Here is an 18,172-nt window from a genome sequence, read left to right as displayed (position 1 = left end):
GATTTAGCCCTTCATTTTCAACTCAATGGCTTGCTCACTTTTATCTGTTTCAAGTTTGAGTATGTAATTTTTCAAATCACTGAGTTTGATTTGCCCCATATCAAAGCTGTGCTTTTGTTGATTTAACAAATATTTCATTTCACGAGTAGTTGCGACAGGTTGTTTTTGTTGATTTAAAATACTGATTGAAGAAATTTGCACATGCGATGCAGCATGATTTTCTATCTCTAAAAATAAATGATCATTTTGATAACGCGGAGTTGCTGTTACCTGAATGGCTTCTTGCTTACCCACAAATAAAGGAACAGAAATTGTGAATAAAAATTGTAAGGCGTCTTCTTCCACTACAGGAGCAATTTCTTTAAAAACAATGCGCCAAGTTTTTTCTTGCGCCATTTCTTCCTTCAAAAGTGGTCGGCTAAAACCTACACGAATAATTTGTTGTGTATTAGGTTGTAAAACAAAGTTTTTTGGATTAATTAAAAGGTCTTGATCTGGCTCTAGTACATCTTCACCCTGAGCATTTTGCGACCATTTATAGGCAAACATTTCAAAGCTTTTCGGTTCGGTAAGATCAGTGGCTTCCATCACAACCGTTGCACTGCGTTGTCGTGCTTTATCGCCCAAATACATTTGTGTAGGTGAAATCACCATGTTTGCATAAACAGCTTCTACACATAAGCAACTTGCAATCAGCATATATTTCAATAATCGTTTCATGCTTCCCCCAGCAATGTCTTATTTTGTATTTATTTAGACTAAAAAGTTGACTCCACCCATCGGCAAAGCCAACTCATTCAGATTGAGTTCAAACGTATTAGAATGAAACTTCAATGCTGTAATTATCGGTATAAGTACCCGCTGGTTTAGAAATACCTACGCTGTCACTTTTAACAAAGACATTGTAAGTGTTCCAACCATTGCTGCCTGGCGCAATATTGGTTTGCTTATCATTTAACAGAATAATAGACGGTGAACCCGCACGCTTGGTTTCAACTGTGAGACCCACTGCAGGTGCATTATTACCAACACCTAATTTTGCTTTAGATTTTGTTGATTTATCCCCCAAACGGTTGTCGGTATTTACCAGTAGATTGTAATTTGCATTCGCTCCAACCATAAATTGACCTGAAGTTTCCGCACCATCTTTTAATGAGATACTTGATGTTAGTACTTTCAGCTCACAACGCTTAGGTACAGTAACTTGAATTGGAATACTTCCTGTGCACGGCCCTTCGTTACATACTGGGGTTGGCTTAGGGTCTGGTTTAGGACCGTGATTGCCGCCACCACTTGCCATTGTTACCGTTGAAAAAGCGCCGAAAACCACCACAGCTGCAGCTGTTTTAATAAATTTAGACATGTCATTTCTCCATAACTCTTATAAAAAACCATTTTTTAATCATTCACTCACTTGAGATATCGTTAGAATTATTGAAACTCAATCCTTAGCAAGCTTCTTCATTTTAGGTATTTTTCACAAGAAACCATCTATGCGCCCTATTTCACGCAATATTAAATAAACCTTGGATTTCATAAAATTAGGAGATTAAAGTACTGTTTTAAATGACATCGCAAAAAACTAGGGAGCAGCTCACTCCCCAAAATTTGTGATCCCAATTCTAGGGATACCCAAAAAAATATATTTATTTACATTTAAACCAACACATTGTTTTTATTTAACTTTAATAACATTTTTATTTTAACTTTTGTTACATTTTAAGTGGATTTATTTTTGAAAGAATGGTCAAAATTCGGTTTCTAGTCTAATTTTTACTACACTTTTCACGTATTTGATTCACTATCTCCTATCACATTCGACAGATTGAGCGTTTTTTAACATCAAATCTCACTAATTACAGGGATTGCCTCTCGCTATGAAAAAGCCATGTTTTGGGCGGCTGAATCTATCCAAAAGATCAAATTTGCACACCACCAACTCAACGAAGAAACAGTTGATCATTCATCTATATCTGTAACGTGAGAGATAAACCTCGCAAGATGTTTAGCTAACTCATAACGCAATAGCAGACAAAATAAAACCCCATTCAAACTATTGCCTGAATGGGGTCATCACACCTGAGTCAATCATGTTGACTCAGGTACACACGCGTGACTTATTTAACGTAAGTCAACCAATGTGCATATTTGTCATTCTTGCCTTGAACTGCGTCAAAGAAAGTTTTTTGAATTTCAGTGGTAATTGGGCCACGTGAACCACAGCCAATCACACGGTCATCGTATTCACGAATTGGAGTAACTTCTGCTGCTGTACCTGTAAAGAAGGCTTCATCGGCAATGTAGAATTCATCACGCGTAATACGGCGTTCAACTACTTCATACCCCAAGTCTTTAGCAATGGTGATCACCGTTTGACGCGTAATACCATCTAAAGCACCGCCTGCGATGTCTGGTGTATGTAAAACGCCATCTTTAATTAAGAATACGTTTTCGCCAGAACCTTGGCATACATAACCTTGTGGGTCCATCAACATCGCTTCATCATAGCCTGCTTGCGCTACTTCTTGGTGTGCAAGAATAGACAAAGTGTAGTTACCAGAAGCTTTAGCTTTACACATGGTCACGTTTGGATGGTGATGCGTAAACGATGAAGTTTTAACGCGAATACCTTTAGCCATCGCTTCTTCACCCAAGTATGCACCCCAACCCCAAGCCGCAACAGCGGCATGAATGGTGTTATTGGTTGCAGCAATACCCAGTTTTTCAGAACCAATCCAAATTAATGGACGTAAATAGCACGATGAAAGTTTGTTTTCACGTACCACATCAATTTGCGCCTGCTCTAAAGCTGCTTGATCAAATGGTACTTTCATTTGATAGATTTTTGCAGAGTTTAACAAACGCTTAGTATGGTCCTGAAGACGGAAAATCGCAGTTCCGTTTGGCGTTTCATAAGCGCGGACACCCTCAAACACACCCATACTGTAGTGTAAGGTATGTGTTAAGACGTGAATTTTTGCATCACGCCAGTCAACCAATTGTCCATCTTGCCAAATAAAACCATCACGATCAGCCAAATTCATGGCACACACTCCAAATGTTTATACAATAGTCATTTTAATCCAACGCAGACATTGCAGTCGGATCAATTAATCTTTGCCATAACTTGCAAACGACCTCACGGGTATCGTACCAGTCCGCAGCATTGACTTGCATGGATTGATTTGCAAGGGCTAAGCGGTGGCTTTCGGCTCGTTCACGGAGATAAGCTTGAATCAATGCTGTCGCATCGTCGCTGGATAAGCAACCTGTTTTTGCGGCATCTTCAAGGATTCTTACGTTGTCGGAATAATGGGCGAGATCAGGATTCGACCCACTCCAGGCTAATACCGCATACTGTGCCATAAATTCGATATCAACGATACCACCTGCATCCTGTTTTAAATGAAAAATTCCATCTTTTTTTTGCTCTTTAGATGAACCCAAATGATCTTTCATTTTTTGACGCATTTTCAGCACTTCACTGCGGACATAAGCTTCATCTCGCGGCTGGGTTAAAATCTGACAACGCAACACTTCAAACTTGTCACGTAAACATTGCTCACCCGCAATACTGCGCGCACGCACTAAAGCCTGATGCTCCCACAGCCACGCACTTTTCAGTTGATATTGCTCAAAGGCCCGTAAACTGGTCACCAATAAACCCGCATCTCCCGAAGGACGTAAACGGGTATCGACATCATAAACTCGACCATCTAAAGTTTGCGTGGTCATTAAAGATACAAATTTACGTGCCACCCGCATAGCAAATTCAAAGCCACTGATCGGTTTAATGCCATCAGTATCGGCTTGTTCATCCATGTTGTGAATAAAAACCACGTCTAAATCTGAGCCGTAACCAAGTTCGATGCCACCTACTTTGCCATAACCAATAATGGCAAAAGCGTTATGCTCCAAACCACAGCGCTGTCCTTCACTGTCTAGCGGATAACCATGTTTTTTGACAATCATCTGATAGGCCAGTTGTAGGGCTGCATTTGCGGTCACTTCGGCAATATCGGTTAACGCATCTGACACTTTCATTAAGTGACTTTCTGCCAGTACATCGCTGGCCGCAACTGTTAATACGTTGGATTTTTTGAATAAACGTAGCACCCGCATGAGGTCTTCAATTTCATCCAGTTCAATGCGCAGCAATTGTTGGCGCAAAGAATCTTCCAAATCGCTGCGTTTTGGCAATTCAAAATCCATAGATAAAAATTCATCCAACAACACAGGATATTGCGTCAATTCTTCACAAATCCACGGGCTGACTGTGGCCATTTTTACCAAGCGTTGCAGTGCCCCCTTGCTTTCAATCAGCATGACCAAATACACGGTACGACGCAGAACAGATTCGACCAGTGGCATTAAACGCATCAATGCCATTTGTGGATTTTCTGACTGCAACACTGCTTCAATCAAGTGTGGCCAAAAGGTTTTTAAACGCTGTAAAGCTTTGGCGGTGAGTTTTTTAATGGCATGTCCATACCAGAACTCATGCACTAAATTTTTCGCTTGATCGTCTAGTACCGCATCGAGCTGTTTTTCTAGCTGACTGTAATTTTCCAGCAAAGAATCGGGTTCATTTTCTTTAATTAAATGCTCAAACTGATAAATGACTTTGACACGCTTTTCATTTAGGGTCTGCATAAAGCTGTCCCAATCGGCAAAGCCCAAAGTATCGCTAATGCGTGCGCGTAACTCAGGTTCAGTCGGTAAAGCTTGGCTTTGCTGATCATTCAAGGCTTGAATGGCATGTTCTACTCGACGCAGGAATAAATAGGCATCTTCCAAATCCAGTACGGCTTGTGGCTCTAGCAATTCAGCTTCGCCCAAATGGCGCAAACTCACCAAACACTGGCGGTCTTGTAATTCTAGTTTTGAACCACCGTAAATCAGCTGAAAAACCTGCACAATAAATTCAACTTCACGAATACCGCCCGCGCCCAATTTAATATTGTCTTCAATATTACGACGCTGCACTTCGCGCTCAATCATGGCTTTCATTTCGCGCATGGCTTCAAAGGCGGTGTAATCGACATATTTGCGGAATACGAAAGGTCGGGTCATTTCCAGCAGTTCATAACCTTCTTGCCCACCTGTGATAATACGTGCCTTAATCCAAGCATAGCGTTCCCATTCGCGTCCATGCTGGCTTAAATATTTTTCCAGTGCGACATGGCTAATCGCCAAAGCAGAACCATCGCCCCACGGGCGTAAACGCATATCGACGCGGAAAACAAAACCATCGGCGGTGATATGATCTAATAGATAGATCAGTTTTTGTCCCCATAAAATGCAGAATTGCTGCACTTCAATACACTTGCGTCCATTGGTTTCGCCTTGTTCATCAAAGGCAAAAATCAGGTCGATGTCGCTGGATAAATTCAGTTCCTGCGCGCCATGTTTACCCATGGCGACCACAATCAGGTCTTGGACTTTACCGTTATACCCCATCGGTTCGCCATGCTTGGCGACCAACGGAATCCGCGCAAAATCTTTGGCTACTTGCACACAAATATCAGCAAAGTCTGAAAGTTCCTGCGTCAACGTCACCACATCGGTGAGTTGGTTGGCATCTTGCCAAATCCAGCGGAACATTAAACGCGCGCGTAAAATTCGCAGGGTTTTCATCCACAAGGTTTCATCTTGAATGTCTTGTAAAGTCGAAATCACCAATTGATGAATATAGTCTGCGCTCAGCGGTTTTAGAAATTGGTCAATTGCATAATCCTGCTGTAACAGGCTTTCGTGATTTGCCAAGACTTGTTCTGCATATTGACTGGCATGTAACGTTTTTTGCAATTGTTCCGCATTCATTTTTAAGACCTAAAACCCAGTTTTATTTTGAAATATTGTCAACCCATCTATTTATAGCAGCAGATGCGTCAAAGAAGAAAATAAAATTACAGCAATCTGCAAAATACCTCTTACTTAAAATGCAGCGATAAAAAAACCGAAGCCTAAACTTCGGTTTTATCTGCTTGATGCAATGCTTATTCAGCATCTAGCATTAATTCTGCGCTCATACCAACCGTGTTAAAACCTGCATCGACATACAGAATTTCACCAGTAATACCATTCGCCCATGGTGAGCAAAGGAATAATGCCGCATTACCAACATCTTCAATGGTCACGTTACGTTTTAAAGGTGCAACTTTTTCATTCAGGTCTAACATTTTACGGAATGATTTAATGCCCGATGCGGCAAGCGTACGAATCGGACCTGCAGAAATTGCATTCACGCGAATACCGTCAGCACCCAAGCTTGAAGCCAAGTAGCGTACACCTGCTTCTAAAGATGCTTTCGCCATACCCATGACGTTGTAGTTTGGCATCACACGCTCAGAACCTTGATAAGTCAAAGTCAATAAGCAACCTTGGCGTGCTTGTAATAATGGTTTTGCAGCACGTGCCATCGCAATAAAGCTATAAGCACTAATGTCATGCGCAACTTTGAAACCATCACGATCTGTAACATCGGTAAAGTCACCATCTAAAGTATGCGCAGGCGCAAAACCAATCGAGTGAACCAAACCATCCAAACCATCCCAGTGCTTTGCCAAGTCAGCAAAAGCTTGCTCAATTTCTGCATCTACGCCTACATCGCAAGGCAATACAATGCTTGAGCCAAATTGTGCAGCGAAGTCATCAACACGTTTTTTGAGTTTTTCATTCGGATAAGTAAATGCTAATTCTGCACCTTCACGATGCAATGCTTCTGCAATACCAAATGCGATAGATAATTTACTTGCAATACCAGCAATTAAAAAACGCTTACCCGCCAAAAGACCTTGTGCCATGTGAAACTCACCTTGATATATTTCGCAGTATCATGCCAATTCTGAACGCATAGTGAAATTGCATAATGCGCCTTTTTTTGCCGTTTATGTAAAAACTCAATGGCGATTCAAGTGAGTGATAGATGACGTCACATGATGATCTGCAAATGGTGACGTACAATCTTGGTTAAAAACTTGCCCTACCACTTGGCATAATGCTGTTCAAGCAAGCCGTATTCGTTTAACAAAATAATTTCGGTATCGTCTTGTTGAATAGTACCACTAATTTTAGCTTGCCATTGGCTGAACTGACTGCCGACTAGACGCAAATTCAGGTTTTCATAACGGCGCCAACCTGTGCTGACAGTTAAATTCAAACGATGATCCAGTGAGCGAATGCTCCACGAGCCATCATCCTCAGGTTGGAACAACACATCTGTTAAGGGATACAGCACGCCATTAATCCACAAACAGTTTTCGTTGCCAAAACTTTCATTCACACCAGAAGCCAGATTCAAGCCTACACGACGGTCTTCGGTATCCCAAAAGTTGCACGACAACCAAAACCATGCTGTTTCAGGGCGTAAAAAACCGCAGGTATCATCTAAAGAAGCAAAGGTGCGTTCATGGAATTGAATGGTTTGTCCTGTTTTATTAACAAAATAGCCTTCACAGCCGAGTGTGGTCAGTTTTTGGGTGTAAGTCCAACCATTAATACCTGTTGGGCTACACATACTTAGCGGGTCTGTGCCTGCACAAAATATCCGCGCACTGAGTTTAATTTCACCATATTTGGTCACGCAGATATAACGCACACCATTGGCATGTTGAATTTCAATTTGAAATGGCGATTTTTCAAAAAAACTTTGATTAAATAACGGTTGCTCATCTAAAACCGTATTACGCGATAAAAAATTAATCGCATTCCATTCCTGCACTTCGCCCGTCATGTGATTATAAATATAGACAAAACCGTGCCCTGCCCAAGCAATATCGGCAATCGCAAGCCCAATGGTATAGTGTTCGTGCTGAATACTACAAAATTTAAACTTTTTATATTTTAAGCGTTTACGCCAACCCGACAATACTTCACCATACGGTGATTTATATTGATAAGCCTGATAATCAATTTTTTTGGGAAGTTCACTAAAACGTCCATAATGCGGTTGTCCATTCGCCTGAATTAAATCCATTGAAGACATTCCCTATTGTCTAAAAACAATTCATCTTTGGTCGTATTATGCCTACAAATGCATGTACAAAAAACCCGCAGCTTATGATTTTGTTCAAAAAACTATAAAAGCATAGATTGTTTTACTATTTTAAGGCTTGAGCGTTCACTAAATATACAAAATATAAATTAATAGATATCTTCCCCTCAATATTCTGAAGGTATTTAAGCATCAGCATTCAAAGTCAGATAGGTATTTTCCCAACGATTGCCTGAAAATGAGCCTTCAACCAATTGCACATAGCGACCATGCACCTGATCTATCGCAATACAATCATCTACCTCTAAGACCCGATCGGTATGTTGTTTTTGCCAGTGCTGGGCAAAATAGGCTTTACCACGCTGTTTTGCCACCATTGGATTTTGCGCCACCACCAGTACATAACGATGTAACTCGCCAAACTCACGCGGATCATATCCACCTAAATTAATTAAATACAGTCGGTTTTCTGCCTGATTCGGCTGCGCATCGGTAAATTTTAAATAGTAGGATTTACCTTCAAACTCAACACCATTAATTTGCGCCCATGCGTCAATATGCAAACCTTTCGGTTCTGCAAACCAAGCCTGCTTGAGTTGCGGATAGGTCTGTTCTAAAGAATCACCTACCGCAAGTACCACATCATGCACTTCGGTATTGGCTCGCGCATGACGTCCGCCTAACATCACGATAAATAAACTGGGCATATCCGACTCCTGCGCAAATATCCTAAGCTTGATGGCTTTTATGGTTGATGATTTTTAAGCATGATTGTTTAAAGTAGCGAGAATTTTTCAATCCTCCAAATAAAAAATCGTGCCGAATTGCTTCAGCACGATTGAATTGAAATGTAGCATACTTTATTTCAAGCAGCTTACGATTTACATATCCACCATTTCCACGCCATCAATGCGGGCAACAGTCATTAAGTCTTTATCACCACGACCTGAAACAGTCGCAATAATGATTTGGTCTTTATCCATCGTTGGTGCAAGCTTGCTCACATAAGCCATAGCATGCGAGCTTTCTAAAGCAGGAATAATCCCTTCAATGCGGGTTAAATCACGGAAACCTTGCAAGGCTTCTTGGTCATTGATTGGCACGTAATCGACACGGTGCATATCTTTCAGGAAGCTGTGCTCTGGTCCTACACCTGGATAATCCAGACCTGCAGAAATAGAGTGGGTTTCAATGATCTGACCTTGTGCATCCGACATTAAATAAGTACGGTTACCGTGTAATACGCCCACGTGTCCTGCATTCAATGGTGCAGAGTGTTTGCCTGTTTCAATGCCTAAACCTGCAGCTTCGACACCGTACATTTTCACTTCGGCATCGTTCAAGAATGGATAGAACAAGCCCATGGCATTAGAACCACCGCCTACACAAGCTACTAATGCATCAGGTAAACGACCTGCCTGCTCTTGAATTTGGCGACGCGCTTCACGACCAATAATCGACTGGAAATCACGTACCAATTGTGGATATGGGTGTGGGCCAGCGACCGTACCAATCACGTAATATGTAGAGTCAACATTGGTGACCCAGTCACGCATGGCTTCGTTCATGGCATCTTTTAAGGTTTTTGAGCCACTTTCTACAGGTACAACAGTTGCACCAAGTAAACGCATACGGTACACGTTCATGGCCTGACGCTTCACGTCTTCTGCACCCATGAACACCACACATTCCAAGCCTAAACGAGCGGCAATGGTCGCGGTTGCTACACCGTGCTGACCTGCACCTGTTTCGGCAATAATGCGTTTTTTACCAGACAGTTTTGCCAACAGTGCCTGACCAATGGTGTTGTTCACTTTATGTGAGCCAGTATGGTTCAAATCTTCACGTTTTAAGTAAATTTGTGCACCACCCAACTCTTTTGACCATCGCTCAGCATAATACAAAGGACTAGGACGACCTACATAGTAGGCGAGATCGCGGTCGAATTCTGCCAAAAACTGCGGATCATCTTTCATGCGGAAATACAATTTCTCTAAATCTTGTAAAGCCGCCATCAGCGTTTCTGACACAAAACGTCCGCCATGGATACCAAAATGCCCTTTTGCATCTGGGAATTGGGTATAGTCAATCACTGAGTTATTGTGATTTGTACTTTGCTGATCCACGTTGGACTCCTTGCATGAAGTTTTCTATGAGTTGTTGGTCTTTAATACCTTTTGCAGACTCAACTCCGCCACTGACATCAACGGCATAGGCTTGAGTCGTCTGAATTGCATCTTCAATATTTTCAGGGTTTAAACCACCCGCCAAAATTAAAGGAATATCGAGTTTGGGGAATTTTGACCAGTCAAAACTGTGTCCTGTTCCACCTTTGAGTTCAGGATGCCACGCGTCTAATAATACTGCGCTTGCACCTGCTTGTTGATAGCTTTTTATCGCATCTAACACATTTAAATCAGGTTTGACCTGAATGGCTTTGTACCATCGACGTCCAACTTGCTGTGCTATTTGCTGACATTGCAAGGGTGTTTCATCACCATGAAATTGCAGAATATCTAAAGGTACTTGTTTCAGTACAGCGGCTATTTCTTCTGCCGTTGCATTGACAAATAAACCAACCACTTGCACATAAGCGGGAATGTGTTGCAGCAAGCCTTGTGCTTGCTCAATGCTCACATTACGTGGACTTGGAGGATAAAACACCAAGCCAATTGCATCTGCACCCGCATGCACAACACTGTTTATATCTTGAATTCGCGTGATTCCGCAAATTTTGGCACGGGTACGCATCGTTTTGGACTCTAATCCTGATTTTCAATCTTCATTTTGCTGATCTTGCTGTGTGTGACTTTTAAATTGTCTGTTCACACTAACAAAATCAGATATTGGGGCGAATCATTGTAATGCAATTTTAAGGGGTTGAGTGAAGTTCAGGCGGATTATTCTGCATTTCCGTTGTTTAAATGGCATACAGACTTTATACTTCGCGCAAATGCAACGAGTTCTAGCTTTGAGCTTTAGGGAAGTTGGTGAAAGTCCAACACTGCCCCCGCAACGGTAACCATGAAACGTATATCAATTTAAATCTTATGATTTACACCACTGTATGAACAATATGGGAAGGTGGATATATAGCGAAGCAATCATAAATTAGAAGATGCTTGGCACATTGAAGTCCGGAGACCTGCTTGTTGTGCCCTTAACTCAATCATTCACGTGGGGTGAATGTATGGAGCAAAGTCATGTCTACTCTTTTTCAGCCTACTGCTTTAGTAGGCGCAATCGCGCTTGCGATGGGTTTCTCTGCGTCTGTATCTGCACAAGACAGTTCTAATGTTGTCAATGCATCTTTAGACACTTTGGTCGTTACCGCGACACGTTCTGAAGAAAAAATCAAAGATGTGCCTGCGCGGATTAATGTTATTGGTACAGATCAAATTGAGCAATCACCAATTGCCTCTTTCCCACAACTGATGATGACCGATGCATCCATCAATATGGTGCAGTCTGGTGGTTATGGTCAAATTGCATCTTTATTTATGCGAGGCACCGAGTCAGACCATACCTTAGTGCTCCGTGATGGCGTGCGTTTAAATAACGATGCTAGTGGTCTAGCGTCTAACAGCTTTATTGATACCACTGAAATTAAACAGATTGAGATTTTAAAAGGCCCAGCATCTGTCCTGTATGGCACCAACGCCATTGGTGGCGTGGTACAAATGATTACCAAGACCCCAAGTAAAAACTCAGCATTTATCTCTGCAGAAGTGGGTGAAAACAGTACCTATAAAACCATTTTAGGGCTAGATGCTGTAGAAAATGGCTTTTATGCTCAACTACGTGGGCAACGCCTTGAAACCGATGGCACTAACATTTTTGATTATGAAGGTGCAGAGCCTTCAAGCTATGATCAAAAAGGATTTTCGGGCAAATTCGGGTATGCAAGTGATGCCTTGGATATATCTCTTGAACATTCTGAAAATGAAGGTCGCTCACAGTACGAAAACTATAGCTGGACGACTTATGCCTATAGCCCACGTGCGCATGACTTTTTAAATCAGGTCACAACTTTGAGCACTCGTTATCAAGCCAGTCAAAATACTGAACTCAAAGCACGTGTATCACATTTTAAAGATGTATTAACGCAATTGAATGTGGCAGAAGAAACCACCTTTGTGTCTGACGAATATGACCTCAGTGTGCGTCAAAACCTCACCGCTCATCAAAACCTCACATTTGGTGTTAACTATAAAGCCTTAGATACCGAAACCCACAAACCATCAGATTCATTTCAAGAACAATTGGACAGCACAGGCTATTATGCACAACACCAATTACAGACCGACAAACTAAAAACCCAAATCGGTGTACGTATTGAAGATCACGAAAAATATGGTTCTCATACTGTGGGTCAAGCAGCAGCTCGCTACTTCTTTAAGCCTCATATCAGTATATACAGCAATATTGGTTCCGCATTTAAAGCTCCAACCATGAATGACTTATATTATGGTAACTATGCCAATCCTGAACTCAAACCTGAAGAAAGCGTATCTTATGAAGTCGGCGCAGATTGGCAGATGAGTTCTGCTTGGCGCAGTGGCTTATCGGTCTATCGCACTGAAATTGATAACTTGATTGATAGTGACCCAGCCAACGGATGGAAGTTTGCCAATATTGATGAAACGACCATTGACGGTACTGAAGTTTATCTACACTTTAATCGAGATCAATGGTTTGCAAAAACCAGTTATAGCTATAGCAAAGCCACCAATGACGCCTCAGGCGAAGACTTAAGCCGTCGCCCACGTCAAAAAATTGCTTTATCGCTAGGTTTGGCTGAAGAAGTTTATGGTTTATCTGCAACACTTACCGCCAATAGCCGTTCAGATAGCAGTGCCTACGATGAAGATAGCATTCCAGGTCATATGCAAATTGATTTACATGGTTATTACAATGCCAATCCATATACCAAATTGTTCTTTAACATTCAAAATGCTGGCGATGTAAACTATAAAATGGCTTCTGCAGGTAACTCTGATGGTCAGTATTACCTCAGTGGCGGTCGCGTCGCTTCTGCAGGCGTAACTTTCCGCTACTAAAACCCGCATAACAACAAAAACTTTAAAACAGCGCAGTTTATGGATAATGTAATGACCGACATTATCCTTTTTTATTGCGCCAGCTTTTATTTCTTACAACCAAGTAAACGCAACTTTCACTTTCAAACAAGGAACGATCATGGGCCACCGTTTAAGCAAAATCTACACCCGCACAGGCGATTCAGGCACAACAGGACTGGGCGATGGCTCACGTGTCGCCAAAGACGACTTACGCATTCATGCACTGGGCGATGTCGATGAACTCAATGCCTGCATAGGCGTTTTGCGCTCACAAATTACACATAGCAACATTCAAGACAAAAACACTTGGGACAAATCGCTCAGCCTGATTCAGCACTGGCTATTCGATTTAGGCGGTGAAGTCTGTATCCCCAATTACCACCTCGTACAACCGCTTGCGATCGAATACTTAGAACAAGACATTGACCGCATGAATGAAAGCCTGCCAATGCTCAAAGAGTTTATTTTGCCTGCAGGTACATTGGCATGTAGTTATGCACATCAAGCTCGTGCCGTATGCCGTCGTGCAGAACGCAGTTTAATGACCGTACACAACCGTGATCAAAATATTCAGGCACCGTCTTTGCAACTACTGAACCGACTGTCTGACTGGCTATTTGTGGCATCTCGCAGCTTGCAACGTGCCGAAAGAGGCAGCGAAGTGTTATGGCAAAAGAACATCAACGACAGTATTGGTAACTGACATCACACTCTAGAATCGGAAACTAAAATAAAGCCCTGATTTTGCATCTAAAAAATCACGTCGGATGCTGCTTGAAATTTCACATCATCCGACCAAAATAAGAAATGTCATCTCTTTGTCACGTCGTACTTGCAAAATGAAAGCAAACTTTCAATTCATGGGCACATTATGCGCATAATTGGTCATCGTGGTGCGCGTGGCGAAGCACCTGAAAACACACTCGGTGGTTTTGAATATATTCAAAATATTGGCATTCGAGCGGTTGAGTTTGATGTGCGTCAACTCAAAGACAATGCCTTAGTGGTTATGCATGATGATCAATTCATTCGCACCACAGGACAAGACAAAGCACTGTATGAATGTAGTCTGGAAGATTTAAACCATTACAATCATGCGGTGATGTGGTCGGACTGGAATAAAGTCGAAACCACGCCCCTACTCAATCAAACCATGACCATTATTCAAAATTTTGATCATATTGAAGTAGAAGTCAAAGCGGTCAACTCGCATGCCGCTGCCGAAAAAATTACCCAAAGTTTAGAGCAACATTTGAAGGGTTTTGAACACAACGCCATCATCACCAGTTTTGATCCGAAAATTCACTGGGCTTTGCAACAACAAAAATCACGCTTTAAACGCGGTTTATTGGTTGAAGATGATCTGCAATATCAAGCCATTGATCAGGCTTTAGAATTAGGTTGTTGCCAAATTGGTTGGATGAACGAACTCGCAACCGGTGCGCTCATTCAAGCCACACAACAGGCCAAACTGAATATCAGCGTTTGGACAGTCAACCAGATTGAACGCGCCAAACAGCTTAAAGATTTAGGGATTCAGGGTTTAATTACCGATTATCCTAAACTGATGATGCAACACTTGTAAGCGGTAACCTTAAGCATATTGATGAATAAATAAATGATTTATCGTGCTTGTTTGGCTACCGTATATCATATTTCCGTAAAATCTCGCAGATACCATTATATTCTGTTACCACCCAGTACAATACAACTGTACAATAATGCTGTGATCGTGAATACGCTCATGCTAATATGCGAAAAAATTAATCCCTAAAAAATTTAATACTATGATTTCAATCTATAGATCGGTCATAGCGTTATAACGGATTAAGCGTCCATTTATACCTCCCAAGGTTCTAGGAGTGCTGTTGGAGATGAATGCTCCCTTACCCAAAGCCCCAATCAACTGGATTGCCATCTTTGCACTGGTTTTCTTACCTATTGTTGCAGTGATCGCGATTCCTTGGTATGCCTATCACCATGATTTTAGCTTAGCCGCTTGGATCAGCATGTTTGTATTACTTGGCGTAAGTAGCTTGGGTATTACAGCAGGTTATCACCGTTTATGGGCACACCGTGCTTATGAAGCTACCCTTCCCTTGAAAATCATTTTAATGATTATGGGAACATTTGCCGTTCAGAACAGTATTTTGTTCTGGGGTTCAGGTCACCGCACCCATCACCGCCATGTTGATGATGTCGAAAAAGACCCATATTCAATTAATAATGGTTTTTGGTTTGCGCATATGGGCTGGATGCTACGTGACTACCCTGCCGCAGAGCCAAACTTTAAAAATGCGCCAGATTTGTTAAATGACAAGTTGGTGATGTTCCAACACAAATACTATATTCCGCTCGTAATTGCAGTTCACGTTGGCATTTTGGTGCCAATTGGTTGGGCTGTGGGCGATATGTGGGGCGTGTTGTTATTGGGCGGTTTAATGCGTCTGATTTTAAGCCACCATGTTACCTTCTTTATTAACTCGCTGTGCCACATGTGGGGTTCGCGTCCGTATACTGACGAAAACACCGCGCGTGATAACTTCTGGTTAGCAATTGCCACTTGGGGCGAGGGCTATCATAACTATCACCATATTTTCCAGTACGATTATCGTAATGGCGTAAAATGGTGGCAATATGACCCAACCAAATGGTTAATTTGGACATGCTCAAAGTTGGGCTTAGCGAAAAACTTGCGTCGTATTCCAAGCTTTAATATTAAAAAAGCAGAATTGGCGATGCGTTTTAAATATGCAGAGCAAGACTTGGCAGTTTATGGTCACAATGTAAATGATGACATTGGTCAAGTTAAAAGCCGTCTTGCGCAAGAATATGATGCCTTTACCCAAACCCTGAACGATTGGGCAAAGTTAAAAGAGCAAGAAATTCAGGCGAAAAAAGCGTCTGTAGCTGAAAAAATTCACCAAATGGATGACAAATTAAAAGTTGAATTCCAGTTGGTTGAACAGCGTCTTTCACACCATCGTGAAACATTGAACTTGCTGATGCGTAACCTAAAAAAGAACCCTGTATCTGAATAAACCTCTGTTCTGATGCACTGCGAAAGCCCTGACCTGTTCAGGGCTTTCTGCATTGTTAGGCTACAGTTTTTAAAGTCCAAGTTTGCTATAGTGAAACTCACTTTGTGCCAAGCGCTTCATCATCATGCAATTTAATCCACGTTATCCGACCCTGCCCGCCCGTCTTTATCACATGCAGCAGCCTTTACCTTTAAAAGGTGCAAAAGCAGGACACTTTAATGCTGCATTGGCAAAAGAACTGCAATGGACAGCAGAGGAACAACAACAATGGGTTGAAATTTGCAGCGGACAAACCACGTTTAAAGAATTTCCTGCTTTGGCAATGGTCTATGCGGGACATCAATTTGGTCAGTGGGCAGGTCAATTGGGCGATGGACGCGGTTTACTTATTGCGCAAGTTTTGGACACACAACAACGTACAATTGATCTTCATTTAAAAGGTGCAGGTGCAACGCTTTATTCACGTATGGGGGATGGACGTGCCGTGTTACGTTCAGTGATTCGTGAATATTTGGCAGGTCATGCTTTAAATGCGCTGGGTGTGCCATCAAGCAATGCAGTTGGATTTACCTCATCTACTCAAGGCGTACAACGTGAAAAATTAGAACTTGGCGCAATGCTATTACGCACATCAGACTGTCATATTCGTTTGGGACATTTTGAATGGATCAATCAGTATCAACCTGAATTACTGCCTGAATTTGTGCAAAAGTGTATCGAATGGCACTATCATGAATGCTTGACAGCCGAACAGCCTGTACTCGCCTTTGCTACACAAGTCATTCAACGTACCGCTGTCATGATTGCCAAATGGCAATTGGTCGGTTTTGCGCATGGCGTGATGAACACCGATAATTTAAATATTACAGGTTCAACACTCGATTTTGGCCCTTATGGCTTTATGGAGCGTTTTCGTCCCAACTGGATCAACAACCATTCGGACTATCAAGGACGTTATACCTACCAACAACAACCGAGTGTGGCACACTGGAATTTGTGGGTTTGGTTGAACAATTTAATTCCGCTTGAACAAAACCCAGATCAGAAAGAACACTGGAAACAAGCACTGGCAGCATGTTTAGAGCATTTTGAACCGACTTTTTTAGAGCATTACAAACTTGGTTTATGTGAAAAAATGGGACTACCAAGTTTCCACAAAGACAGTTTTGACTGCGCTACCAACTTCTTACGCATTTTGCAAAGTGAGCAACTGGATTACACCCAAAGCTTTATCCGCCTACAAAATAAACAATACACAGAAATACTGGATGATTGTTTGGATCGTCGTCAGTGGGAAAGCTTTTTAGCGCAGTATTTACAGATTCGTGAATATCAAGACACCGATGATTTAGATGCTGCAATGCAACAGGTAAACCCTCACTATATTTTGCGCAATCACATGGCACAAAAGGCGATTGAGCAAGCAGAGCGTGATGATTTTTCAGAAGTTGAGCGTTTATTTAACTTGCTCAGCCAACCCTATATTCAGCAAACAGCATTGGAAAAACCTGAAGATTTAGCGCCTTTGCCAAGTGATGTGCCAGAAGTGATGGTGAGTTGTTCATCTTAATACTGATGCACTCGCCAAAGGACGTTTAGAATTCCAGCAAAGTTATACACATTTTCTGTGGAAAAAGCTGTGGTTATCCACAGGATAAACTTTTTAGGAGAAAATAAGTGGCACAAACACAGTCATCACTGCATCAAATTGCAGCAAGTGTTGCAACATAACTGCCTCAAGTTAGCCTGAGCGAACCTTTTGGTGATGGCTGTTTGGTGCTTGACATCCTCACCCCCTTAAAAGAGGGTGATTCCTACAGCTAGACGCTTATGCCCAAGCGCAAGAATGTTTAGAGCTGAGTTTATATCTCGATCATGAGCTGTACCACAGCTCATGCACTCCCATTCTCTTATTCCAAGATCTGTCCTACCTTTGGGACTACTTGAGGTGATCTCACCGCAGCACGAACAGATTTGGGTGGTATAGGCTTCTTGGACTTCTTCAAACAATACGCCTGCGTTCTCGCATTTATACTTGAGCATTGTTTTTAGTG

General features: G+C 41.9%; 15 protein-coding genes and 1 riboswitch. Of the genes, 5 read left to right on the top strand and 10 right to left on the bottom strand.

Features of this window, described 5'->3' with window-relative positions; translation table 11 throughout:
• Positions 1 to 3: 3 nt before the first annotated feature.
• The 9 genes from FTU58_RS08680 to FTU58_RS08640 all read right to left on the bottom strand — a co-directional run bounded on the left by FTU58_RS08680 (position 4) and on the right by FTU58_RS08640 (position 10,747).
• Positions 4 to 720: a molecular chaperone gene (locus FTU58_RS08680; protein WP_154320369.1), complete on the bottom strand. Its 717-nt coding sequence runs from the start codon at positions 718 to 720 to the stop codon at positions 4 to 6.
• Positions 721 to 817: 97 nt separating this feature from the next.
• Positions 818 to 1,363: a hypothetical protein gene (locus tag FTU58_RS08675; protein ID WP_154320368.1), complete on the bottom strand. Its 546-nt coding sequence runs from the start codon at positions 1,361 to 1,363 to the stop codon at positions 818 to 820.
• 754 nt (positions 1,364 to 2,117) lie between these two features.
• On the bottom strand, positions 2,118 to 3,044 hold the full coding sequence (locus FTU58_RS08670) for a branched-chain amino acid transaminase (RefSeq protein ID WP_004975074.1): 927 nt from the start codon (positions 3,042 to 3,044) through the stop codon (positions 2,118 to 2,120).
• A 34-nt stretch (positions 3,045 to 3,078) separates the two neighbouring features.
• Entirely contained in the window at positions 3,079 to 5,823 is a 2,745-nt protein-coding gene (gene glnE, locus FTU58_RS08665; protein WP_167846252.1) for a bifunctional [glutamate--ammonia ligase]-adenylyl-L-tyrosine phosphorylase/[glutamate--ammonia-ligase] adenylyltransferase, read from the bottom strand.
• Between the two features lie 176 nt (positions 5,824 to 5,999).
• Entirely contained in the window at positions 6,000 to 6,806 is an 807-nt protein-coding gene (locus FTU58_RS08660) for an enoyl-ACP reductase (protein WP_004975071.1), read from the bottom strand.
• A gap of 179 nt (positions 6,807 to 6,985) precedes the next feature.
• On the bottom strand, positions 6,986 to 7,978 hold the full coding sequence (locus FTU58_RS08655; RefSeq protein WP_179995987.1) for a DUF2804 domain-containing protein: 993 nt from the start codon (positions 7,976 to 7,978) through the stop codon (positions 6,986 to 6,988).
• 203 nt (positions 7,979 to 8,181) lie between these two features.
• A complete protein-coding gene (locus FTU58_RS08650) occupies positions 8,182 to 8,703 on the bottom strand; it encodes a DUF1543 domain-containing protein (protein ID WP_096901526.1) in 522 nt (173 codons plus the stop codon).
• Positions 8,704 to 8,877: 174 nt separating this feature from the next.
• On the bottom strand, positions 8,878 to 10,122 hold the full coding sequence (gene trpB / locus FTU58_RS08645; protein WP_004975067.1) for a tryptophan synthase subunit beta: 1,245 nt from the start codon (positions 10,120 to 10,122) through the stop codon (positions 8,878 to 8,880).
• Positions 10,094 to 10,747: a phosphoribosylanthranilate isomerase gene (locus FTU58_RS08640; protein WP_004975062.1), complete on the bottom strand. Its 654-nt coding sequence runs from the start codon at positions 10,745 to 10,747 to the stop codon at positions 10,094 to 10,096. The genes trpB and FTU58_RS08640 overlap by 29 nt, the downstream gene beginning before the upstream one ends.
• A gap of 192 nt (positions 10,748 to 10,939) precedes the next feature.
• Positions 10,940 to 11,164, top strand: a riboswitch (cobalamin riboswitch).
• Between the two features lie 35 nt (positions 11,165 to 11,199).
• On the opposite strand from FTU58_RS08640, the gene FTU58_RS08635 reads away from it, so the two are divergent.
• The 5 genes from FTU58_RS08635 (at position 11,200) to FTU58_RS08615 (ending at position 17,688) form a co-directional block, all read left to right on the top strand.
• The gene (locus FTU58_RS08635; protein ID WP_167846255.1) at positions 11,200 to 13,056 is read left to right on the top strand and encodes a TonB-dependent siderophore receptor; all 1,857 of its coding nucleotides are present in this window, start codon (positions 11,200 to 11,202) and stop codon (positions 13,054 to 13,056) included.
• A gap of 139 nt (positions 13,057 to 13,195) precedes the next feature.
• Positions 13,196 to 13,780 (top strand): cob(I)yrinic acid a,c-diamide adenosyltransferase, encoded by a 585-nt coding sequence (locus tag FTU58_RS08630; protein ID WP_154320365.1) that lies wholly within the window; start codon positions 13,196 to 13,198, stop codon positions 13,778 to 13,780.
• Positions 13,781 to 13,948: 168 nt separating this feature from the next.
• On the top strand, positions 13,949 to 14,662 hold the full coding sequence (locus tag FTU58_RS08625; RefSeq protein WP_004975054.1) for a glycerophosphodiester phosphodiesterase: 714 nt from the start codon (positions 13,949 to 13,951) through the stop codon (positions 14,660 to 14,662).
• A gap of 289 nt (positions 14,663 to 14,951) precedes the next feature.
• The gene (locus FTU58_RS08620) at positions 14,952 to 16,118 is read left to right on the top strand and encodes an acyl-CoA desaturase (protein WP_104852484.1); all 1,167 of its coding nucleotides are present in this window, start codon (positions 14,952 to 14,954) and stop codon (positions 16,116 to 16,118) included.
• A 124-nt stretch (positions 16,119 to 16,242) separates the two neighbouring features.
• Positions 16,243 to 17,688, top strand: a complete 1,446-nt coding sequence (locus tag FTU58_RS08615; protein WP_154320364.1) for a YdiU family protein — start codon at positions 16,243 to 16,245, stop codon at positions 17,686 to 17,688.
• 227 nt (positions 17,689 to 17,915) lie between these two features.
• Here FTU58_RS08615 and FTU58_RS08610 read toward each other — a convergent pair.
• The coding region (locus FTU58_RS08610; RefSeq protein ID WP_180008849.1) for a zinc ribbon domain-containing protein at positions 17,916 to 18,172 on the bottom strand (257 nt) is incomplete at its 5' end.

It is taken from the genome of Acinetobacter sp. YH12120 (genome assembly GCF_013418795.1).
Classification (GTDB): domain Bacteria; phylum Pseudomonadota; class Gammaproteobacteria; order Pseudomonadales; family Moraxellaceae; genus Acinetobacter; species Acinetobacter towneri.
The sequence above is the reverse complement of the archived record's forward strand: the minus strand, read 5'-3'. Positions and strand labels throughout refer to the sequence as shown.